This window comes from Microbulbifer maximicatervae (SeqCode) (assembly GCF_052467385.1).
Genome location: NZ_CP174311.1, coordinates 4,537,748 through 4,560,736 on the forward strand (window position 1 = coordinate 4,537,748; position 22,989 = coordinate 4,560,736).

18 protein-coding genes are annotated in these 22,989 nt (G+C 49.0%); 12 read left to right on the forward strand and 6 right to left on the reverse strand.

The window, feature by feature from the left end; genetic code table 11:
• Nucleotides 1–12: 12 nt before the first annotated feature.
• The 3 genes from rpe to ACJJIR_RS19480 are packed head-to-tail and all read right to left on the reverse strand — an operon-like array spanning nt 13 to nt 2,514.
• Nucleotides 13–675: a ribulose-phosphate 3-epimerase gene (gene rpe / locus ACJJIR_RS19470; RefSeq protein WP_444892691.1), complete on the reverse strand. Its 663-nt coding sequence runs from the start codon at nt 673–675 to the stop codon at nt 13–15.
• 19 nt (nt 676–694) lie between these two features.
• Nucleotides 695–1,402: a nucleotidyltransferase family protein gene (locus ACJJIR_RS19475; RefSeq protein WP_444906510.1), complete on the reverse strand. Its 708-nt coding sequence runs from the start codon at nt 1,400–1,402 to the stop codon at nt 695–697.
• A gap of 29 nt (nt 1,403–1,431) precedes the next feature.
• Nucleotides 1,432–2,514 (reverse strand): aminoglycoside phosphotransferase family protein, encoded by a 1,083-nt coding sequence (locus tag ACJJIR_RS19480; RefSeq protein ID WP_444906511.1) that lies wholly within the window; start codon nt 2,512–2,514, stop codon nt 1,432–1,434.
• A gap of 298 nt (nt 2,515–2,812) precedes the next feature.
• On the opposite strand from ACJJIR_RS19480, the gene ACJJIR_RS19485 reads away from it, so the two are divergent.
• From ACJJIR_RS19485 to ACJJIR_RS19505, 5 genes are all read left to right on the forward strand, one after another.
• Nucleotides 2,813–5,404 carry an LPS-assembly protein LptD gene (locus ACJJIR_RS19485; RefSeq protein ID WP_444906512.1) on the forward strand — a complete coding sequence of 864 codons (2,592 nt, stop codon included), beginning with the start codon at nt 2,813–2,815 and terminating at the stop codon, nt 5,402–5,404.
• A complete protein-coding gene (locus ACJJIR_RS19490; RefSeq protein ID WP_444908436.1) occupies nt 5,404–6,744 on the forward strand; it encodes a peptidylprolyl isomerase in 1,341 nt (446 codons plus the stop codon). The genes ACJJIR_RS19485 and ACJJIR_RS19490 overlap by 1 nt, the downstream gene beginning before the upstream one ends.
• A 76-nt stretch (nt 6,745–6,820) precedes the next feature.
• Nucleotides 6,821–7,804: a 4-hydroxythreonine-4-phosphate dehydrogenase PdxA gene (gene pdxA / locus ACJJIR_RS19495; protein ID WP_444906513.1), complete on the forward strand. Its 984-nt coding sequence runs from the start codon at nt 6,821–6,823 to the stop codon at nt 7,802–7,804.
• 149 nt (nt 7,805–7,953) lie between these two features.
• Nucleotides 7,954–8,754, forward strand: a complete 801-nt coding sequence (gene rsmA, locus ACJJIR_RS19500; RefSeq protein ID WP_444906514.1) for a 16S rRNA (adenine(1518)-N(6)/adenine(1519)-N(6))-dimethyltransferase RsmA — start codon at nt 7,954–7,956, stop codon at nt 8,752–8,754.
• Nucleotides 8,755–8,781: 27 nt separating this feature from the next.
• Nucleotides 8,782–9,594, forward strand: a complete 813-nt coding sequence (locus tag ACJJIR_RS19505; protein WP_444906515.1) for a symmetrical bis(5'-nucleosyl)-tetraphosphatase — start codon at nt 8,782–8,784, stop codon at nt 9,592–9,594.
• 114 nt (nt 9,595–9,708) lie between these two features.
• Here ACJJIR_RS19505 and ACJJIR_RS19510 read toward each other — a convergent pair whose 3' ends face one another.
• Both ACJJIR_RS19510 and galE read right to left on the reverse strand, forming a co-directional pair.
• Nucleotides 9,709–11,034 carry a gluzincin family metallopeptidase gene (locus tag ACJJIR_RS19510; RefSeq protein ID WP_444906516.1) on the reverse strand — a complete coding sequence of 442 codons (1,326 nt, stop codon included), beginning with the start codon at nt 11,032–11,034 and terminating at the stop codon, nt 9,709–9,711.
• A 349-nt stretch (nt 11,035–11,383) separates the two neighbouring features.
• Nucleotides 11,384–12,412: a UDP-glucose 4-epimerase GalE gene (galE, locus tag ACJJIR_RS19515; protein ID WP_444906517.1), complete on the reverse strand. Its 1,029-nt coding sequence runs from the start codon at nt 12,410–12,412 to the stop codon at nt 11,384–11,386.
• A gap of 339 nt (nt 12,413–12,751) precedes the next feature.
• Here galE and ACJJIR_RS19520 point away from each other — a divergent pair, with 339 nt between their 5' ends.
• The 3 genes from ACJJIR_RS19520 to ACJJIR_RS19530 all read left to right on the forward strand — a co-directional run bounded on the left by ACJJIR_RS19520 (nt 12,752) and on the right by ACJJIR_RS19530 (nt 17,779).
• Entirely contained in the window at nt 12,752–14,674 is a 1,923-nt protein-coding gene (locus tag ACJJIR_RS19520; RefSeq protein ID WP_413664238.1) for a PrkA family serine protein kinase, read from the forward strand.
• 238 nt (nt 14,675–14,912) lie between these two features.
• Nucleotides 14,913–16,190, forward strand: coding sequence for a YeaH/YhbH family protein (locus tag ACJJIR_RS19525; RefSeq protein WP_413664237.1), 1,278 nt, complete (start codon nt 14,913–14,915; stop codon nt 16,188–16,190).
• Entirely contained in the window at nt 16,190–17,779 is a 1,590-nt protein-coding gene (locus tag ACJJIR_RS19530; RefSeq protein WP_444906518.1) for a SpoVR family protein, read from the forward strand. The genes ACJJIR_RS19525 and ACJJIR_RS19530 overlap by 1 nt, the downstream gene beginning before the upstream one ends.
• 76 nt (nt 17,780–17,855) lie before the next feature.
• Here ACJJIR_RS19530 and ACJJIR_RS19535 read toward each other — a convergent pair whose 3' ends face one another.
• Nucleotides 17,856–18,428, reverse strand: coding sequence for a helix-turn-helix domain-containing protein (locus tag ACJJIR_RS19535; RefSeq protein ID WP_413664235.1), 573 nt, complete (start codon nt 18,426–18,428; stop codon nt 17,856–17,858).
• A 532-nt stretch (nt 18,429–18,960) separates the two neighbouring features.
• On the opposite strand from ACJJIR_RS19535, the gene ACJJIR_RS19540 reads away from it, so the two are divergent.
• The 4 genes from ACJJIR_RS19540 to ACJJIR_RS19555 all read left to right on the forward strand — a co-directional run bounded on the left by ACJJIR_RS19540 (nt 18,961) and on the right by ACJJIR_RS19555 (nt 22,937).
• Nucleotides 18,961–20,181: a multifunctional CCA addition/repair protein gene (locus tag ACJJIR_RS19540; protein WP_444906519.1), complete on the forward strand. Its 1,221-nt coding sequence runs from the start codon at nt 18,961–18,963 to the stop codon at nt 20,179–20,181.
• A 1-nt stretch (nt 20,182) separates the two neighbouring features.
• Nucleotides 20,183–20,902: a pteridine reductase gene (locus ACJJIR_RS19545; protein ID WP_444908437.1), complete on the forward strand. Its 720-nt coding sequence runs from the start codon at nt 20,183–20,185 to the stop codon at nt 20,900–20,902.
• Between the two features lie 108 nt (nt 20,903–21,010).
• Complete coding sequence (locus ACJJIR_RS19550) at nt 21,011–21,706, forward strand: response regulator transcription factor (protein ID WP_444906520.1); 696 nt, start codon at nt 21,011–21,013, stop codon at nt 21,704–21,706.
• On the forward strand, nt 21,690–22,937 hold the full coding sequence (locus tag ACJJIR_RS19555) for a sensor histidine kinase (RefSeq protein ID WP_444906521.1): 1,248 nt from the start codon (nt 21,690–21,692) through the stop codon (nt 22,935–22,937). The genes ACJJIR_RS19550 and ACJJIR_RS19555 overlap by 17 nt, the downstream gene beginning before the upstream one ends.
• Nucleotides 22,938–22,989: the final 52 nt, after the last annotated feature.

The window sequence follows — 22,989 nt, forward strand, 5'->3', positions numbered from 1 at the left end:
CAGTTTTGTAAATTAAGCCAAACTCTTACGCATGGCTGCAATCACTTCAGCGTAGTCCGGGGTATTGAATATGGCAGACCCAGCGACAAAGGTATCTGCTCCAGCTGCAGCAATTTCGGCAATATTGTCACGATTCACACCGCCGTCGATCTCAAGGCGAATATCAAACCCAGACTCATCAATCAACTTGCGGGCTTCTTTTAACTTGGTCAGGGTATTGGGGATAAACTTCTGCCCACCAAAGCCCGGGTTCACCGACATCAGCAGGATCATATCCAGCTTATCCATTACATACTTGGCCGCATCGAGGCCACTGGCTGGATTGAACACCAGCCCGGCTTTACAGCCGAGACTGCGGATCAATTGTAGGGAGCGGTCCGGGTGACGAGAGGCTTCTGGGTGGAACGTAATATAGGTAGCTCCGGCATCGGCGAACATGCGAATCATTTCATCCACCGGCTCCACCATCAGGTGCACATCAATCGGAGCCTCAACACCGTGTTTGCGCAGGGCCTGGCATACCATAGGGCCAATCGTGAGATTTGGCACATAGTGATTGTCCATCACATCAAAATGCACCCAGTCCGCTCCGGCTGCCAACACATTGTCCACTTCCTCACCCAAACGTGCGAAATCTGCGGAGAGAATAGAGGGGGCGATCTTGTAATCTGACATCAAAATATCCTTTGGTAACTCAACTTTCGCCAGTCAGTCGGCGATCTAAATTTTCCAGGCGCTCGGGGGTTCCCACATCGCACCAGTCCCCCTCATAGAGTTCAGCTTGTAGCTTATCCTCATTAAAGGTGAACACTTCCCCAAGCCCAAAGCATTCGCGACGCTTAGGGTATTCAGTGAGGGTTTCAGCTCGCAGCCAGCTAATACCCGCAAAGGTATAGCGGGGCTTGGCTGTACCCGACAGCAAGCCACCTTCTATGCCAAAATCTCCATCGGGGTTATGGGGAGGATTAGGGACCATCAAAAGGCGTCCAGGGCAAGACTCCGGCAGCGGCCTCTCGATCCATTGCGACAGGTCATAGTCACACCAGACATCACCATTAACCACTAGAAATGATGAGTCGCCGATCAGTGGCAGCGCCTTGAGAATCCCACCGGCAGTTTCCAGTGGCTCCTCCTCATGCTCAATGGAGTAGTGAATATCCAACCCCCAGCGGGAACCAGAACCGAGCTGTTGACGAATTTTGGGTCCCAAGTAGCCCAGGTTAATCACGACCTTTTGCACACCAATAGCTGCCAAGCGCTCAATTGCATATTCAATCAGAGGCTTACCGGCAATCGGCAACAGAGGCTTTGGAGTTTGGTCCGTCAGTGGGCGCATACGGCGCCCAAAACCTGCTGCCAATACCATGGCAGTCAAAGGGGAATTCTCTTTGGGTTTGCTCATTAAATTAATCTGTACAGTTTTCGTACGGCCTACTGCGGCTGGTCACCGGCACAGCGGTAATCGGTGTACCAGGGCAAAGGCTCTATCTGCGGCAGCAGGGTGCCACTGAACCAATCGGTAAACGGCTTCAGCTCTGGGTAGCGCTCAGCGGTTTCCAAAACATAGCGAATCACCAACGGCAGGTGCTGTAAGTATCCCTGTTTCCCATCACGCAGACTGAGGCGTGGGAACAGACCCAGCACTTTAATATGACGCTGTAACCCCATCCAGTCGAACCAACGAAGATAAAGTTGTGGGTCCACAGGCTGCATAACACCCGCCGCTTCAGCGGTCGCGACGTAAGCCAGCACCCAGCGCTCTACCCGCTCGCGGGGCCAACGGATATAGCAATCTTTGAGCAGAGACACCAGATCGTAGGTGGCGGGCCCCCACACTGCGTCTTGAAAATCGACAATCCCCGGCCTTTCCCCGTCGCGGATCATCAGGTTGCGACTGTGGTAATCCCGGTGAACAATAGTGTGAGGCTGTTCCTCTGCACTATTGAGCAACAATTCAAAGGTTTGCTCCAGCAGCTTTTCTTCCCGCTGTGAAAGCTGGTAGCCAAGTAACTCTCGCGCCAGCCACTCAGGCATAACCTGCATTTCCTTAAGAAGTAGTTCCCGACTATAAGCTGGGAATAATTGTTCCTCAAAAGGGATTTGCTGCAGGCATAAAAGTTCACTCATTACCTCTGCGTAGAGTCCCTCAACACTGTCGCTGTTGAGCACGCTATATAACTGGGTATCCCCCAAATCTTCCAGCAGCAGGTACCCCTCCGCGGTGTCTGCAGCAATCACCATCGGAGTATGGATACCGTTGCGGCGCAAGTAATCAGCCAGAGCCACAAAGCGGGCGGGGTTAGTCAATTGGGGAGGAGTATCTACCGCTATCAGTGACGGCTCGGTTAGAGTGCGAAAATAACGGCGAAATCCAGCATCCCCCGCCAGGCTCGATAAATCAGCCGGAGCCTCCATACCCAGGGCCACGCCAACCCACTCACTCAAGGCATTGCGTCTGGGATCGGAGTCGATCTCGCACCCTTGCTCAACTTCACTGCTCGATCTTAGGCTCATCTTATATTCCAACTGTTTCTAGCTGCATTTTAACCCCGAGCCTCTCTGCGTCCAGAGACGCCATCACTATATTTATTGGAGCCCCTACTTTGCCTCAGGTAAAAACAGAACACGAGTTCCAGGTAATTTGAGTTTCGAAGCTGAGCCTCTAGCTGTAACATTACGGCTTCAGTACGGCTATTAACCACATCTACATTCAAGTAGAATCGGACGATGATTTTGCGCGCCCCGGCTCGAAAGCTGTCGCACGTATCTATCGATAAAGAAACACTAAAAGATAGCTGGAACATATCGTTTGATGCTTGAAGTCTCCCGGTGGCGTCGCCTCGCTCTGGCGATTGCTAAAAACTCCCAAGCCCGCTCCATCGCTCTCGGCCTGATCGCTGCTCAGCCTCTGTGGGCGCAAGCCAATCAGGGCGAACCGTATCCTGATCCCGACTACAACCCCTATTTGTACTTGGACTGGTTGCCCCGCTCTGAGCTAACCCCAGAGGAGCTAGCCAATCTACCGGCGGTGTGCTCTGGCGCCTTTGTGGCGCCTCCGCGCAACTATCCCGGTTCTGACCTGCCCCCAGGGGAGGCCCCACTGAGAGCCACTGCTGAAAAATCCCAGTGGCTGGAAGATGGTTCAGCCGAGCTGAGCGGGAATGTGCATATTACCCAGGGTTACCGGCAACTCTTCGCCGACCAGGTCAAACTGAATCGCCCGGAAAATATCGCCACTTTAGATGGCGCCATTGAGCTTCGGGAGCCCGGTTTGCTGATCCGTGGTTCTTCCGCCGAAGTTCACACCGAAAGCGAAGCGGCTTCTGTTGAGGATGCCACCTATGTGGTGCACGATGCTTTTATCCATGGCGGAGCGGAACTGGTGGCGCGTCAAACCAGTGGTGAGTTAACCCTGACCGAAGGGACATATACCCGCTGTGAGCCCGGTCGTGAGTTCTGGCAACTCACGGGCCGCGAGATCAATATCGATGAAGTAGAAAGCCAGGGTACTGCACGGGATGTGCGCCTGAAGATTCTAGACGTACCTGTCTTATACTTGCCGTATTTCCGCTTTCCTGTGGGCGATGCGCGCATGTCCGGCTTCCTGTTTCCCACACTTAGCAACAGCGATAAGAATGGCTGGGACCTCGCCATTCCCTACTACTGGAATATTGCCCCGCAGATGGACGCCACCATTTCCCCGCGTTACATCCAATATCGCGGAACCGGGTTAGAGGTTGAGTTCAGGCATCTGGCAGAAATGTTTAGTACTGAAATCCGTCTTGCCGATCTCCCCGACGACGATGGCGGCAATAATGACCTTGCCCAGGACCTGATTGATGAGGGCTTTCCAGAAGACCTAGTTTTACCCAACAAAGGGGAAGACCGTTGGTTGATCAGTTTGGAGCAGCAAGGGGGCTACAGCGGCAGTGTCTGGCGTACCGATATCGACTACACCAAGGTCAGCGATCCGGATTATTTCCGCGATTTGAGCACGGCCAACCTCGATATCAATGCGGAAACCCGAGTTAGCCAGAAAGTTCAGGGGCTACTGCGCAGCGAGCATTGGCAAGCAACACTGCGCACCCAGGACTATCAAGTACTGGAAAATGACGCCTTCGATCCATTTGCCCAATACCCCCGTTTGGATATAGACGGCGATTACCGCTGGGATGACTGGCTATTAACCATGCAGAACGAAGTCACCAGCTGGGAGCACAGTGACACACAAACCATAAGGTTTATCAAAGACACCGATGACCCCGACAGTGTCACTACACAAACACGGGACTTTATTACCGCAGATCGGTTGCGCCTCGACTATGAATTCTACTGGGATAAAGAGTGGCTCTGGGGGTATTTTAAACCGGGAATAGCTGGCCGCTATCTCGCTTACAGTGTGAGTGACCTGTATCTACCCGAAGATGCCGACGACACCCCCGATGCTGCTGCCGCCCAGTTCATTTTGGATACAGGGCTCTACTTTGAACGAGATAGCCACCTATTTAACCGCGACTTTATCCAGACACTGGAACCACGGCTGTTTGCCCTGATTAGCAGCAATGCTGATCAGAGTGATTTCTTTGATATCAGTGATGATGCCGATGATATCGACCCAAATAGTAACAACCTGCTATACGACACGTCACTTTACACTTTCAGCTACGACCAGCTATTCCGCGATAGCCGGTTTACTGGTAATGACCGAATCGACGATGCGGACAGAATTGCCCTTGGCCTGACAACCCGCTATATCGATCCCGTTAGTGGTCGGGACCTCTTCTCAGCCAGTGTTGGGCAAGTCTATTACTCCAGTGACCGACAAATTGGCCGTGACTCTTACATTGAGGATACCCAACGGTCAGAGCTGGCTGCACGAATCGAAAGTCGCCCTTTCGAATCCCTCCGTTTGGGGACTGAGCTGGTCTATGAAGATAGTGAGCACAATATTAATCGCGGTAATTTCAGCCTGCGCTATCTTGACGACGATTACCGCATCTTTAACTTAAGCTATTACTACGAGCGCCCGGACGCAACGGATGACGATGATGAGGACGAAGATGAAGATGAAACCGTGAGCCAACTAAACGCCTCAACTGTCCTCCCACTTGGTACTCATACCTCACTCATGGCTGGTGCCAGCTATGATCTTACTTTGAATCGGGAACTGGAATACCTGGCAGGAATCGAATATGACGACTGCTGCTACCGTACCCGACTGGTGTGGCGACGCACACTGGACAATGATCTCGCAGGGGTTGTATCTGCTGAAGACCTTGAGTACGACGAAGGTATCTATCTTGAAATCGAACTCAAAGGATTAGCAGGCTTTGGTTCAACCGTAACAGAAATGCTGACCCAGGGGATTGCCAACTTTGATCAGAGAGAAGAGCTGAAACAGTGATGAGAATAATTAAGAAGTTCGTACCAAAACTGGGCCTGGCACCCGTACTGGCTGCTGGCGCTCTGATCGCCGCTACTGCCACCGCACAAGTCAGAAATCTTGACCGAGTAGTCGCAGTTGTTGACGACGATGTTGTAATGGCCAGTGAATTGACCCAGCGCATGAACACTATCGCCAGCCAAATCCAAGCACAACAGGTACAGGCTCCTCCAGCGGATGTTTTGCGCCGTCAGGTTCTCGAACAACTCATTATCGAGCGTTTGCAACTGCAAATGGCCTCTCGCGCAGGTGTCACCGTCTCTGAATCGGAACTGGACCAAGCTATCGCCCGTGTCCAACAAAATGCCGGAGTCAGCCCCGAAGAGTTCCGCCAACGCCTGCTCGCTGACGGTATGAGCATGAAGAGCTTTCGTCAGCAAATTCGCCAAGAGCTGATGATTCGCCGGGTCGAGCAAGGCAGCGTTAACCGCCGGATCCAGATTACTGACCAGGATATCGATAACTTCCTGCGCTCCAAGGAGGGCGAGTTTTGGAAGTCCCCTCAATTTGAACTGGGCCATATCCTGATCCCCGTAAGTTCCAGCGCTCCCAGCAGCGAAGTTACCCAGGCACGGGAGAAGGCTGAAGACCTAGCTCAACAGGCCAAAGACGGCGCTGACTTCCGCCGCCTGGCAATCGCAAACTCTGCCGGCCAGAATGCCCTCTCCGGTGGTGACCTGGGATGGCGCAAGACCGTCGAGCTTCCAACTCTTTTTGCTGATGCCCTCACCGACTTAAAAGCCGGCGATGTTACCGAGCCTTTCCGCAGTGATGCAGGCTTTCACCTGTTAAAGATTCATGCACAGAAAGGTGCTAGTGAGCAGTTGGTAGAACAGACAAAAGTTCGCCATATCCTGCTTAAGCCATCCGCTATTCTTACCGATGACCAAGCTTACAATAAGCTGATTGAGCTGCGTGAAGAAGCCATGGCCAGCGATAACTTTAGCGAGCTCGCGCGCGAAAACTCAGAGGATATAGGTTCTATGCTATCCGGTGGCGACCTTGGCTGGTCTATGCCCGGGCAGTTTGTGCCAGAGTTTACCCAGGCTATGGATGCAACTGAGATTGGCAGCATTAGCCTGCCTTTCCGCAGCCAGTTCGGCTGGCATATCCTGCAGGTTGAAGATCGGCGCAAACAGGATATGACCGACAAATATATCCGCAATCAGGCAGCCAATTTGCTGCGCAACCGCCGCTATGAAGAAGAACTGCAAAACTGGCGCCGTGAGATTCGCGACCAGGCATACGTTGAGATCAAATTGCCGGACTCTGAGACCACCGAGGACTCAGGAAACCAATAGTAAGCCGCTTTTTCAGCGGGAAAGACCGGGCCCTGTGCCCGGTTTTTTTTTGTAGCTACAGGAAAGTTATATAGCAATGGCTCCTAAAATTGCCTTCACCCCCGGAGAACCTGCAGGTATTGGCCCTGAGCTGGCTGTGAAGATTGCACAAGAGAGTTCTCCAGCACAGATTGTCGCAATTGCTGATCCCCTACTACTGACAGAGACCGCTGCGGCATTGGGGTTGCCTCTTCAGCTCCTTCCTCTGTCCACAGCAGGCACAGAGGGGACACCTGCCGGTGCTCTCTACATACTACCGGTCTCCATAGCCGAGCCTGCTAAACCCGGCTTACTGAATGCAGTCAATGCACCCTATGTATTGGAAACTCTTACAGTTGCGGCAGAGGGGTGCCTGGCCGGCCAGTTTGATGCCGTGGTTACAGGGCCCGTACACAAAGGCATTATCAATGATGCCGGTACTCCATTTAGCGGCCATACAGAGTTCTTTGCTGAAAAAGCCGGTGTTGAGCGTGTCGTTATGATGCTAGCAGCAGAGGACCTTCGAGTTGCTCTAGTGACAACTCACTTGCCCCTCAAAGATGTGAGCGCTGCTATCACCCCCCCGCTTCTAGAGCAGATTATTACCATCCTCGACGCCAGTTTGCGGGAACATTTCTGCATCTCCAATCCTCGTATTAGCGTTTGCGGCCTCAACCCCCATGCTGGAGAGGGGGGACACTTAGGCCATGAGGAAATAGAAATAATTGAACCCACACTCGAACACTTGCGCCACCAAGGTATATCACTGAAAGGTCCACTTCCCGCAGACACTCTTTTTACCCCGCCGCATTTGTCGGAATGTGACGCCGTTTTAGCTATGTATCACGATCAGGGGCTTCCAGTGTTAAAATTCAAGGGTTTTGGCCACGCCGTCAATATCACTTTGGGGCTACCCTTTATCCGCACTTCAGTAGACCACGGCACAGCTCTCAATATCGCGGGCACAGGCATTGCAGACTGCGGCAGCCTCAAAGCCGCACTGTCTCAGGCTGTGGCGATAGCTAAATTGCGCAGCTCCTAACCAGTGCCTAAAACTTGCTTGGAGAAAGTGTAAACCATGCCCTCACCACGTGAGCGCGGTGAAAGGCCCTAAAGGGTATCCAACTGAAATGCTCATCAGCACCCCAAGGCTTAACCGCAAAATTAATCATCCAGGTTACAGATATATCAATGGATAACTTCTTTCAACACAAAGCCCGCAAACGCTTTGGACAAAACTTTCTCGTCGATGAAAATATTATCGAGCGCATTGTTCGTGCGGTAGGCCCTAAAGAATCAGATACGCTAGTGGAAATTGGCCCGGGCCAAGGGGCAATTACAGAATTACTACTAAAACGGTGCCCATCTCTAACCGCTGTCGAACTGGATCGCGACCTGATTCCAATGCTGGAATTTAAATTCAGGGAATACCCGGAATTTAGCATCATTGAAAAGGACGCATTAAAATTTGACTTTGGCACCTTTGCTGGAGATAAGCAGCTACGCATTGTCGGTAACCTTCCATATAACATATCCACACCGTTACTGTTCCATCTGCTCAGTTTTCGCGGGCAAGTCCAGGATATGCATTTTATGCTGCAGAAAGAGGTGGTAGATCGGCTCAGCGCAACGCCTTCGACTAAATCTTATGGGCGACTTAGCGTGATGGTTCAATATTACTGTCGCGTACAGGGCCTATTCCCTGTACCCCCGCAGTCTTTCCGGCCCGCCCCTAAGGTGGATTCTGCCATCGTGAGATTGGTTCCCTACAGCACTCTGCCATTTACCGCAAGAGATGAAGGATTATTGGAAAGAATCGTCAATATAGCCTTCCAGCAGCGCCGTAAGACCCTGCGCAATGCTTTAAAACCCCTATTCCCGGATCTCGACCCCGAGCTGCTACCCATTGATGCCGGCCGCCGACCAGAAACCTTAAGCGTCGAGGACTTTGTTAAGCTAGCCGACTACTGTACAAACTTGCAACAACAATAATTATTTTTCATATTTTTGGGGGAAATCTTGGCAACTTACGCCATCGGAGATATTCAAGGATGCTTTGCAGCTTTTCAAAGCCTTCTCAAGAAAATCAATTTTAGTGCTGACCGTGACAAACTCTGGCTTGCCGGAGACTTGGTTCACCGGGGTGAGGATAGCCTGAACACCCTTCGCTATCTCTATGAGCACCGCCAGCAGGTTACAGCAGTGTTGGGCAACCATGATCTCCATTTACTGGCGATCGCCCATGGCGCTAAATCTCTGTCTGAAAAAGAGCACGACCTTGCCAAGGTTTTAAAAGCAAAAGATTCTGATAAGTTACTGGAGTGGCTACAAAGCCTACCCCTTCTAGTACATAAGAAGGGGTACACCATGGTGCATGCGGGTATCCCTCCCATTTGGAGCGTTACTAAAGCGCAAAAGCTCGCCACTGAAGTGCATAAGGCCCTCGCCGACGAAGCTATGGCAAAGGCATTTTTTTATGGCATGTACGGTAATGAGCCACACTGTTGGGATGATCATTTGATCGGCATCGAACGCCTGCGGTCCATTACCAATTACTTCACAAGAATGCGATTTTGTAAGGCTGATGGCACTCTGGATCTAATCAATAAAAAGGGGGTCCAGGCCTCTCACGGTGAATACCAGCCATGGTTTAGCTTTCCCAATCGAAAAACCAGAAATGACAAGGTTATTTTTGGGCATTGGGCTGCCCTGGAAGGCCGCGCAGATACTGAGAATATCTATGCCCTAGACACAGGTTGCGTTTGGGGAGGGTACCTGACTGCAATGCGATTAAGTGATGAAGAATTTTTTTGTACAGACTGCAGCTTATAAAAATCACTTCGCCCTGAAGCCTAAAAGAAGAATTTAAACCGACCGAATCTAAAAAAATAAACTGACAGTTATCACCTGGGAGTGTAACTGTCAGTTTACCTAGCTTGAATAACCTTATAAGCCATAAGTTAATTGATCCAAAGCAACTCCTACACTCGACGGTTTCCCATCAAGTAAAAGCTCAATAGAGTTAACAAGTTCCGCTGCTCCTTCCCTCTGGCTGAGAAGCACCAAGAAAGTATCAGCGCCTTTTTCTCCGCCGCCCTCGACCTCTTGACGAAAACTGCTCCACATTGAAAAAATATTTGACGGATCAGTATTTTCACTTTGCAGAAACAGGTCAATTGCTCGATGTATGAGCAGACCACAACTATAATACAGATCAAACCTGCCCCTGTTAGCAGCCTCAACCAAAGGAATCTCTTTTACACCTTTTGTGCAACTTTCCTTAAAAGCCTTAATTTTATTAGAGACATATTTTGATGACTCGGGATACAAATCTAATAAAGCCAGCGCTGCTAACCAATCCGCATTCCCTTCATGTAACCACGATTCATTTGCATCACCATACAATCCTATTTCACTACCCTGCTGGTATAAATGTGCGACCTCATGAGCAAAAAACCAAATGGTTTCATTAATAAAGTTAGGGTCGGAAAATTTCCCATCAAGTTCATTCATATTCCAATGCATAAAAACCTGATGTGGCAAGGTCCCCCCCTGCCAAGAGTTATCATCGACATTCGCATATGATGCATACAAAGCAGGCTTTGTTCCACTTAGTGCCCCAAGCTTTTGCTCAAAATAACTCATTAACCTGGGAATATCTGACTCTAAAGACAATCTCAATTTTTCCGGCAAACCGCTATCAATTACTGCTAAAACACTAGCTGTATTTATGGGTTCTTGAGTTCCAACATAGACATTCATTCCATTATCACGATCAATCCAGCTGGCTATCCGATCATTTATCTTCCCGTTAATGATCATATGCTCACCTGGAGGAACCTCCATAGTTACTCGCCAGGCTTTTGCTTTATCATCACAGTTATCAATACAAGCAAAAAAGCGGCCTGTGTATATCAGACTTCCACCATCTGAATAGGGGGAGAAAGGTGCATAGTCTTTAGGAAGAGATATATAGCTAGGCGTCAAAAAAATTTCAATGTGTTCGAATGAACTTCTATCTTTTCTAACCAGAAACTCTTCACCTTCCATAGAAACTATTTCAAATTCTGGTGACACAGGCTTCCAGCGTTTTATACGAGAGACATCCGGGTTACGTACAAAGCTAATCCGGCTTGCAGGCCTATCCATTTGATAGGTAAGCTTCCAGAGCTTATCGCCCTGCTTCTCAATCGCGATATCCACCCCAGTTATATCTTCAGCTAAAGCTGAAAAACCAGTTAAAACTAACAGTAAAAACTGAATATATTTCAATCTTAACTCCTTTTAGATTGAGAAAAATAAACAAAATTGAAGTACTAAATGCTTCCATATATTGATAACTATCAATAGAGAGTTATACATACAACCAGACAGATAAATAATTCTTATTCTTCGCTAATCAGAAACGTTCAAGTCAATCAACAGGATTGTATCTATCGGTAGCTTAATGGCCCCTTAACGCAGGTACTGTTGATATAATTTTATTTAGAACATGAAAGAAACTCATTGCCTGCAATATCCGCATGGAGCAGCGCAAGCAATAAGCATTATCAGGTTGATAGAAAAACCCAATCCTCTGTGAGGCAAAAAATAGGTTCAAATTTCCTTAACTTAATTTTGCCTAATCTACACTGTACCCTTTAGGATTTTTATACTGCCAACGCCAGGTATCTTTCACCATACGTACTAAATCATACTCAGCTTTCCACCCCAGCTCTGTTTCAGCCAGCTCTGGATCTGCGTAACACTCTGCAATATCTCCGGGTCTCCGCGGAGCAATGTTGTAGGGAATTTCCTTCCCGCTGACACTCTCGAAAGCACGAACGACTTGTAAAACAGAACTGCCCTGTCCCGTCCCCAGATTATGGGTATAACAACCCTCAGAAATTTCTTCTTTACAAATTAAGTTTAGCGCCGCCAAGTGTCCGCGAGCCAGATCAACTACATGTATATAATCTCGAACTCCAGTACCATCGACGGTATCATAATCACCACCAAAAACCTGTAGCTGCCCCAATCTACCTACTGCCACTTGGGAAACATAAGGTAGTAAGTTATTGGGGATACCACTGGGATCTTCACCAATAGTCCCACTTTCATGGGCTCCAATCGGGTTGAAGTAACGCAACAAGCTCACTTTCCACTGGCTGTTCGGCGCAGCACAAAGATCTCGCAACATGTTTTCCACAATCAACTTACTTGAGCCGTAGGGGTTGGTTGCGCCAGTAGGGAAATTTTCTTTAATTGGTACTGTTTCAGGATCACCATAGACCGTTGCCGACGAACTGAAGATCAGGCGATGAACCCCAAACTCCTCCATCACCTCACATAAAGTTAAGGTCCCAGCTACATTATTCTGGTAATAGCGCAGAGGCTGCGCAACAGATTCACCAACTGCTTTTAACCCCGCGAAGTGAATTACGGCGTCAATCTTATGATCAGAGAATACTTTGCGTAAACCTTCCTTATCACTAATATCCAGATGGTGAAAAGGGATATCTTTGCCAGCAATTAACTCGACCCTCCGTAGGGCTTCCTCACTGCTATTTGATAGGTTATCCACAACTACAGGCTCAAAGCCGGCAGCAAGCAACTCGATACAGGTATGACTGCCAATATATCCGGCACCTCCAGTCACCAAAATCGCCATTTATGTTCCTCAATATTTCTCTAATACCCAATATGGGCAGTAGTAAAGCGTAAAACAGCCGCCCAATTCAACCTATATAAGTGACATTCCACTGTCTCATTCAAAGGGAAAGCTATGCTGGAAAAGCTGGAGAGCATTCAACACTTACTCCAGCAAAGAACAAGGTTCACAACGGCAATAACGATAGTGCTTCACGCCAAGCGTATCCCAAACACGATCTGGACTTTACAGCTCATGCATCGCTCGTCCCATTTGGGCAAGAGAAGCCAAGGGCGTACGACATCCTAACCAAAGCAGGAAACTGAGCTAATTCCAGTAGGCTACAGGGAGGTAGACACCATGACAATTTTCAATCACTACTTGGAAAGATACGAATCTATCCAGGACGAGGAACTCAGTATTCAGGAATACCTGGAGCTGTGTAAGACAGACCGCAGTGCCTATGCGTCACCAGCTGAGAGGATGCTGATGGCCATTGGCGAGGCCGAACTGGTAGACACCTCACGGGACCCGCGCCTGTCACGTATTTTCTGTAATAAGGTTATTAAGCGATACAAGGCCTTCAGTGAATTCTATGGTATGGAGGAAGCCATAGAGCAAATTGTCTCTTTCTTCCGACATGCCGCACAGGGTCTGGAAGAGAAGAAGCAAATCCTGTACTTGCTAGGTCCTGTTGGTGGCGGAAAGTCATCCCTTGCAGAGCGGTTAAAAGCCTTGATGGAGCAGGTGCCCATCTATGCAATTAAGGGATCGCCAGTATTTGAATCTCCCTTGAGCCTTTTCTCTCCTACTGAGGATGGCCGCATCCTTGAAGAGGACTACGGAATTGCACGTCGATACGTAAACACTATTATGTCTCCCTGGTCTGTTAAGCGATTGCATGAATTTAAAGGGGACATCAGTAAATTCCGTGTCGTAAAAATTCGTCCATCTATTCTCGATCAAGTTGCCATCTCAAAAACAGAGCCCGGTGATGAAAATAACCAGGATATTTCATCACTGGTTGGCAAGATCGACATTCGTAAGCTTGAGGATTTCCCCCAGAATGACCCTGATGCCTATAGTTTTTCTGGTAGTTTATGTAGGGCCAACCAGGGACTGATGGAGTTTGTCGAGATGTTCAAAGCGCCTATCAAGGTGCTTCACCCCCTACTAACTGCAACACAAGAAGGAAATTACAACAGTACAGAGGGATTGGGGTCAATTCCGTTCAACGGTACAATCCTCGCTCATTCCAATGAATCAGAATGGCAATCCTTCCGCAATAATCGCAACAATGAGGCTTTCCTGGATCGTATTTATATCGTCAAGGTACCCTACTGTGTAAGAGTGCAGGAAGAAATACGAATCTATCAGAAACTGCTAGAAAATAGCTCCTTGTCAAAAGCGCCCTGTGCACCAGACACCCTGCGGATGTTGGCGCAATTCTCTGTATTGTCGAGAGTTAAAAACCCTGAGAACTCCAGCCTTTATTCAAAGATGCGTATCTATGACGGTGAAAACCTAAAGGATACCGACCCCAAAGCAAAAACCATTCAGGAATACAGAGATAATGCAGGGGTAGATGAAGGCATGAACGGACTATCCACCCGTTTCTCCTTTAAGATCCTCTCAAAAGTTTTCAATTTCGATGCTACTGAGGTGGCGGCAAATCCAGTCCACCTACTCTATGTTCTGGAACAGCAAATAGAGCAGGAGCAATTTCCACCAGAAGTGCAAGAGACTTACCTCGGGTTTATCAAGGAATATTTAGCTCCAAGATACGTAGAATTTATCGGTAAGGAAATCCAAACAGCTTACCTGGAATCCTACGCTGAATACGGCCAAAACTTGTTTGATCGCTATGTCACTTACGCTGATTTTTGGATACAGGACCAGGAGTATCGCGACCCAGAAACCGGTGAAATACTGGATCGCGGCGCCCTTAATGAAGAGCTTGAAAAAACAGAAAAACCTGCAGGAATTTCCAATCCGAAAGATTTCCGCAATGAAATAGTCAATTTTGTACTCCGCGCCAGGGCTAACAATCAGGGAAAAAATCCCGACTGGAGATCTTACGAAAAATTACGTGCCGTTATCGAGAAAAAAATGTTCTCCAATACGGAAGATCTTCTGCCAGTTATATCCTTTAATACCAAGGCGTCAGCAGATGATAAACGCAAGCATGCAGACTTCGTTGCGCGTATGGTTGAACGCGGCTATACCGAGAAGCAGGTTAGATTGTTATCCGAATGGTATCTACGCGTGAGAAAATCTCAATAGTAAGGTTTTCCTTCATTAAGGTCACTGGAAAAACACGAGGAAGCCAAACCCGGATACTGATTAGATCATTAACTTTTAGTGAGCACTTGAACGATTTCACAGCATCTCATCGGAACTCTCAATGGCTCGCTATAGTGAAGATACCAATAATTGTGTTTGGTGGATTCAGCAGGAAATATTCTGAATAGATTTATGGCGATGGATGCCTGTGAGCTTTATTCAGAACAAAGGCAGAAATATGAGCTATATCATCGACCGCCGCTTGAATGGAAAGAAAAAGAGTACCGTTAATCGGCAGCGATTCTTAAGGCGCTATAAGGCTCACATTAAGAAAGCTGTCGGCGACGCCATGAATAGCCGCTCTATTATGGACATGGATAAGGGAGAGCAAATCAGTATCCCTACTCGGGATATCAGCGAACCCTTATTTTCTCACGGTAGCGGTGGGCACGTAGAGCGAGTTTTACCCGGAAACAAGCAATTTACTGCTGGTGATCGTATCCCTCGTCAAGGTCAGCGAGGCGGTGATGGAAATGGTGGTGGTGCCAGTGATAGTGGGGAAGGGGTTGATGAATTTGTCTTCCAGATATCACAGGAAGAGTTTCTGGACTTTATGTTTGAGGGGCTCCAGCTGCCCAATATGATCAAGCAACGCCTGGCCGGCAATGAGTCTTTTCAAATAGTACGTGCCGGAATTAGTAATGAAGGAACTCCAGGTCGTCTCAATGTGATCCGCTCACTCAGGGCTGCCCATGCAAGACGCATCGCCTTGACCAGTAATAAGCGAAGAAACCTGCGCAATTTAGAGGAAGACCTATCCCAGGAAGAAAACAAAGATACTGCTCTGCGAGATCAGCGCAAAATTGAGGCTCTTAAAAACCAAATCGCCGAACTTCGCAGCCGTATCAATCGAGTCCCTTTTCTCGATGATTTCGACCTGAAATATAACCTGCTGATTCGACAACCAAAACCTCGATCTAGGGCGGTGATGTTTTGCCTGATGGATGTATCCGGCTCGATGAACCAAGCCACAAAGGATATGGCCAAACGCTTCTTCTTACTTTTATATTTGTTCCTACAGCGCAGTTATGAATATACAGAAGTCGTATTTATTCGACACCACACTAGCGCTAAAGAAGTTGATGAAGAGGAGTTTTTCTATTCACGGGAAACTGGCGGCACCATTGTCTCAAGCGCGCTCAAATTAATGCGACGTATTATAAGAGATCGCTACCCCGCCAGCGAATGGAATATCTATGGAGCCCAGGCCTCAGATGGTGATAACTGGAACGACGACTCCAGTACCTGCCACCGAATCCTTATCGACGATATTATGCCCCATGTGCAGTATTACTCTTATGTGGAAATTACTCCCAGAGATCACCAGGCCCTGTGGGAAGAGTATGAAAGTGTCCGCACTTTATTCCCCGATCACTTTGCTATGGAGCAGATTGTCGATGTACAGGATATTTATCCGGTGTTCCGACAACTGTTCCGCCAAAAGGTGACTGCCTGATGCTCGACAAATTTGCCAGTGGCGCTGAAGCATCTGAATCTGAGTCGCGTCAGCCCATATCAACAAGCTCAGAATGGACTTTTGAATTAATTCAGGAATATGATCGCGCCATCGGCGCACTGGCAGAAGAGTTTGGGTTAGATACCTACCCAAATCAGATTGAAGTTATCTGCTCAGAGCAGATGATGGATGCCTACTCCTCGGTAGGAATGCCAGTGGGTTATCACCACTGGTCTTTTGGCAAGCAATTTATCAGCGTGGAAAATAATTACCAGCGCGGATTGATGGGGCTGGCTTATGAAATAGTCATTAATTCTAATCCCTGCATCGCTTACCTCATGGAAGAAAATACCATGACAATGCAGGCTTTGGTGATTGCTCACGCCTCCTATGGGCACAATTCTTTCTTTAAAGGGAATTACCTGTTTCGCTCCTGGACAGATGCCAGCAGTATTATTGACTATCTGATCTTTGCCAAAAATTATATTTCCCGCTGTGAAGAGCGCTACGGGCTTGATGAAGTCGAGGCCATTCTCGACTCCTGTCATGCCCTAATGAACTACGGTGTAGATCGCTATAAACGCCCTTACCCAATCTCGGCTATTGAAGAAGAACGCCAACAGCAAGAGCGAGAAGAATACCGCCAGAGGCAGCTCAATGATTTATGGAGGACCATCCCAAAACTCGGTGACGGTATAGAGGAGGCAAAGGAGAAACGTTTCCCCGAAGAGCCTCAGGAGAATATCCTGTACTTTGTTGAGAAAAATGCCCCTCTCCTGGAAAACTGGCAACGGGAGCTAGTGCGTATTGTACGTAAGCTGGCCCAATATTTTTATCCACAGCGGCAAACCCAAGTAATGAATGAGGGCTGGGCTACCTTCTGGCATTACACTCTCTTAACCGAGCTGTACAAGCGCGGGCGGGTGACTGAAGGCTTTATGATGGAGTTTCTTCAAAGCCACACCAATGTTATCTACCAACCCTCTTTTGACAGCCCTCACTACAGCGGTATCAATCCCTATACCCTAGGCTTCAGTATTTTTACTGACTTACGGCGTATCTGTGAAAGCCCCACTGAAGAGGATCGCCGCTGGTTCCCAGACATTGCTGGAAGTAATTGGCGTGAAACCCTTCAATTCGCCATGCGCGACTTCAAAGATGAAAGTTTTATTTTACAATTCCTGTCTCCCAAGGTTATGCGAGACATGAAACTATTTTGTATCAGCGACAACGATAAAGAGAACGATATCATTGTCAGCGCAATTCACGATGAGAGCGGTTATCGCCAGTTAAGAGAGAACCTTGCGGGACAGTACAACCTGGGCAATCGGGAACCGAACATCCAGGTATATTCAGTAGATACCCGTGGTGACCGTTCACTGACCCTGCACCACACACAGCACCGCCGTCGCCCTCTTGGTAAAGATACAGCAGAGGTATTAAGGCATCTTCACCGGCTATGGGGCTTCGATGTTCACCTGAATAGTTTGAACGGGGATCAAATAACGGCCAGTTGTCACTGCCCGGAGCAAGGTCGGGACCGACCGGAGGGTGAAGAAGAGTCTATGTTAATACCAAAACCCATTTAGGTTTCAGCGCGGGAACTGTTGAAATACCAGCCCCGCACAGAATGGGGAAATAATACCCACTAGCGAATCGCGCTACTTAGGCATCAGCTTCCAACAAAAGCTTGGCCTTTGCAGAAAGTTCACCGTGCTCAGAACGGTGAGTTAAAAGAGCATCAGCTCCAGCATCCAGCCAACGGGCTTTCTCGCCATCGTCATCAGAAGGCACAACCAGAATGCTCAAATTTGAATACTCACTGCGGGATCTGAGGTAGTCCAGCACCTGAAACCCACTCTCCCCAAGCAACCCAGTGTCAACCACTAACAACGCCGGCTTGGCACTCGCCATCAAGATACCGGCGGAAAAACTATCACTAGCTACTTCAACTTCACACCCCATCTGCTGAAGTGCCTGGCGTCCACCTGAAGTCAGCTCAGGATCAGTCGTTAACAAAAGCACTTTTCGACTGGGAACTGCCAGGTCGTTCGGAACTGGCATTGAGTTGTCCCGCAGGAAGCCCACGAAATCCTCAACACAGATACGGTGGTCACCACGCCCTGGAAGTTTGTATGCCTTGAGCTGGCCACGCTCAATCCAGCGAATCACCGTTCGGAAGTTAACACCGCAGTACCTGGCTGCTTCCCCGGTGGTTAGCACATGTAATTCGCTCATCTTTATTCTCCCCAACAACTGCGATTAAAAAGAAGAACAGTCAACTTCCCGAAGGTATCCTCTGCCCCACAGAGTTACACGTGAAATTATCCTGCCCAGCTGAACCGCCCCTATAAATTATGCTGTTTAATGCTGCAAACCCAGCCCGAAATTCGGTCCATGTAACTTATTAACGAACAGCGGAACAACCCCCTCAAAAAATACTAATAGATATAGTTGACAGGTAAGACAGGTTTCTTAGAATGACACTAGATTCGTGACTTGGGACTTGTCACGGGATCCTTTCCAGTGGCGTGGCCGTTAAGTCAGAGCCCCCACAGTTGGCAAAGAAATGTTTGCTAAGCGAATACCCTAAGACCCTGGGCCCCCTTGTTTTTTCGGGGCCTTTTTTTTATCTTGCCGAAGCTTCTTACACTCCCACCGCTCATCCTCCGTCCAGCAGACAAACCTGGAACAACGCCGGAACAAATGGACTTATGGCAGTACAATCACCTAACAGATCACTGGTCCCTCCAGCTCTGGAGCAAATGCTTTGAAGATCTACCTTGTTGGCGGCGCAGTGCGCGACAGACTTTTGAATCGCCCAGTCACCGAGCGCGACTGGGTAGTGGTTGGGGCAGATGCAGATAGAATGCAGGACCTCGGATACAGTCCAGTCGGCAAAGATTTTCCAGTATTCCTACACCCTGAGACCGGTGAAGAATACGCGCTCGCTCGCACCGAAAGAAAAAGCGGACACGGCTATGGCGGTTTTACCGTTAACGCCGATGCCAATATCACCCTGGAAGAGGATCTACTGCGGCGAGATCTCACTATTAATGCCATTGCAGAAGACAGCGACGGCAAGCTAATTGACCTCTACGGCGGGCAGAAAGATCTGGAAGCACGGCTTTTGCGCCATGTTTCCCCTGCTTTTGCCGAAGACCCGCTAAGAGTTCTGCGAGTGGCCCGCTTTGCCGCCCGCTACCACCACCTTGGCTTTAGCGTTGCCCCTGAAACCATGATACTCATGCGCCAGATGGTAGAAGCGGGTGAAGTGGAATATCTGGTGGCCGAGAGAGTCTGGAAAGAGGTAAGCCGGGCGCTTACCGAGCCAGACCCCGATATTTTTATTCGAGTACTGCGAGACTGCGGCGCCCTATCAGTACTTTTACCAGAGTTAGAAAGTTTGTTTGGTGTTCCCCAGCCGCCCAAACACCACCCCGAAGTGGACACTGGAGAACACGTACTACTAGCCCTGCGCGCCGCACCGGCAGAGCTCCCCTTACGTTTTGCAGTACTGCTACACGACCTGGGCAAAGGACTGACTCCCGAGGAAATTCTTCCCAGCCACCACGGCCACGAGGCCGCAGGCGTACCTCTTGTAAAGGCCGTCTGTGAGCGCTGGCGTACCCCAAAAGATCTGACTGCACTAGCTGTCGGGGTCTGCGAATATCACCTGCACTGCCACAGAGCCTTCGAATTACGCCCACAGACCATTATGAAAATGATCCGCAGTCTGGATGCCTTGCGACGTCCCGAGCGATTTGAAAACTTTCTTCGCGCCTGTGAGGCAGATGCCCGAGGTCGTGAGGGGCTGGAGAATCGAGATTATCCACAGGTGGAATTTTTGCGCGCCGCTCGAGATGGGGCAGCAGCAGTAACTGCCGAGGGGTTGATTAAACAGGGCTACCAGGGTGCGAAACTCGGGCAAGCACTGGACCGGGAGCGCATCAAGGCAATCGCCAAAGTAAAGGATAACTACATTGCGTAATGTGTTGATTACCGGTGCCGCCGCACGCCTGGGCCGTGCTATTGCTGAAGAGCTGCATAGAGATCACAGAGTTATTATTCACTATCGCAACTCGGCTGATGCTGCCAAGGTCCTGGCAAACGAGCTGAACCAACGTCGCCCCAACTCTGCCATAGCGTTGCACAGTGAGTTGAATAGCGCCGAAGCCTGTTCCAATCTGGCCCAACGTGCACAAGAGGCCTGGGGCGGTATTGATGTTCTGGTCAACAATGCCTCAGCATTTCACCCCACACCTGTGGGAAGTGCAACCGAGGAGGACTGGGATCGGCTGGTAGGCAGCAACCTCAAAGCCCCCTTCTTTCTCACTCAGGCCCTGAAAGAAACACTCTGCCAACAACAGGGTTGCGTTGTTAATATGGCGGATATTCACGCCGAGCGCCCGATGCCCAAGCATACTATTTACTGCGCCGCCAAGGCTGGACTGGTAATGCTGACAAAAAGCCTCGCTCTGGAGCTATCGCCCCAGGTGCGGGTCAATGCAGTCGCCCCCGGTGCCATTCTTTGGCCGGAGCAAGAGGCAACTAACGAAGCCAAGAAAGCACAAATCACCCAGCGCATTCCTTTGGCCCGAACCGGTGACCCCAGCGATATCGCCAAAACCGTGCGCTTCCTGATCTGTGACGCCCCCTATATCAACGGCCAGGTTATTGCCGTTGACGGCGGCCGCAACCTCAATATCTAGAGCGGTCCAACCAATATCTAAAACAGTCCAACAACGGGGCTTCACTTCAATTTCACCGGCACTCTGTCAGAATGTTTTGTAACTTCCTCTGCCACAAGAGATTTGCCGGTGCGCTCACTGAAGATATTGTTGATTGAAGATAACCCCACTATCGCCCGCCAGCTTGCCGAATTCCTACATGCTGAGGACTGGCAGATAGATTATGCCCACCGGGGTCGCCAGGGCTTACAGCTGGCCCTGGAACAAATCTTCGACCTGATCATTCTCGACCTGGGCCTGCCGGATATGGACGGCTTGGAGGTCTGCGAAAAGATCAAGGCACAAGCGCCAGTTAACATGCCAATCCTGATGTTAACTGCCCGAGATGCTCTCGCAGATAAAGAACGCGGATTTGGTATCGGTGCCGATGACTACTTATGTAAGCCCTTCGAACCAAGGGAACTGATACTGAGATGCCGCGCCCTGGCACGTAGACACCAGCTGCATACCAGTGAAGAAATTAAGGTCGGGGATTTACAGATAAACCAGCGCCAGCAAACGGCCTACCGGGATAAACAACCTCTGCCCCTGACAACTATCGGTTTTCGCATTCTCACTATGCTCGCCCAGGCGTCGCCAGCACCAGTAAGCCGCTCGGCAATAATCCACCATATTTGGGGTGATGAACCCCCAGAAACAGACGCCTTAAAATCCCACATTTATAGTCTTCGCCAAACACTGGATAAGCCTTTCCAGGCCCCTATGTTAAAAACCATCACCAATCTCGGTTATCAGTTGGAAACTCCCAATGCGCGAAACCAGTAATTTACAGAGGAAGGTCTTCGCTATTTTTGGCAGTTTTACCCTGCTGCTATGCTTGGTGTTTTTTGCCATTTGTATGATGGTGGCCTATGTAGTTGAAGATCATTTACTCGATAACTTATTGGCCGGAGAAGTCCGCTACCTCGAACAGCAGGCAAGACTGACTAATACGACCCCAGAGCCACGCCTACCCTATTTAACGCTATACACTGAAAGCAAAATAATACCGGCCGAACTGCGCACTGCCCTACCAAGCTATGCAGAAAAGGCTGAGTGGTTTAGTGATACTGAACATCACTTCCATTTACGCAGAGTACATTTTCCGGACAACCATTCCGCCGTTCTCGTAGCTGAAGTCAGTGAATTGCTCACTGTTACCCGACAATCTTCAAAGCTTCTCTGGCTCTTTGCCAGCGCCTGTATCTTGACCCTACTCTTAGCCCTCTACTGTGCTTATCGTATTTCCCGTAAAACCATCGCGCCTGTAGTAACCCTTGCTAAAGCAGTTCAGCAGCAGAGAAACTGCGATTCTCAAATTTCCCTGCCCTATAACAATGAACAAGATGAAATCGGTTATCTCGCAAGTACATTGCAAGACACACTTAACCAGCTCAAGCTAACTTTGCGCAGGGAAACTGAGTTTACCCGGGATACAAGCCATGAGTTGCGCACCGGGCTAACCATTCTGAAAAGCACACTGGCTCTCAGTCAAAATCGGGAAATGACTTTAGCTGAGAAAAATGAGCTATTAGAAACTGTTACCGGTATGGAAAAAACCGTTAAGACACTATTAGCCCTCGCCCGCTCTGAGTCTCTACAGTCGGAAGATATCCCATTGTGCGCTTTACTAGAGGAACGTCTTTTAGCTCAACACCAGTTAATTGTACAAAAGCATTTTAATGTTGATTTAAAGTTAGGGCACAAAGTCAGAGTCCTGGCCAATCGACACCTGGTAAGTCTGCTCTTCGACAACTTGGTCAGCAATGCATTACAGCACGCTACCAGCCCTGAATTGGTTATTACCTATAAGGGGGACACACTCTTTTTTGAGAACGCCACAGACAACCAATTAGATCTTAAAACCTCCCTTTTACCCGGCCAAAAAAGGGAAGGCAGTGACGGCATTGGTCAAGGCCTTTTCCTGGCCAAGAGAATCTGTGAAGCCTTGAATTGGACCATCTCTATCCAATGTAAAAAAAATATTTATCAGTGCTCTCTATCTTTTACACAGTAGCGTTCTAAGATTCAAATTTTTACCGTATGCGCTCGAGATGCACAGTGAATCA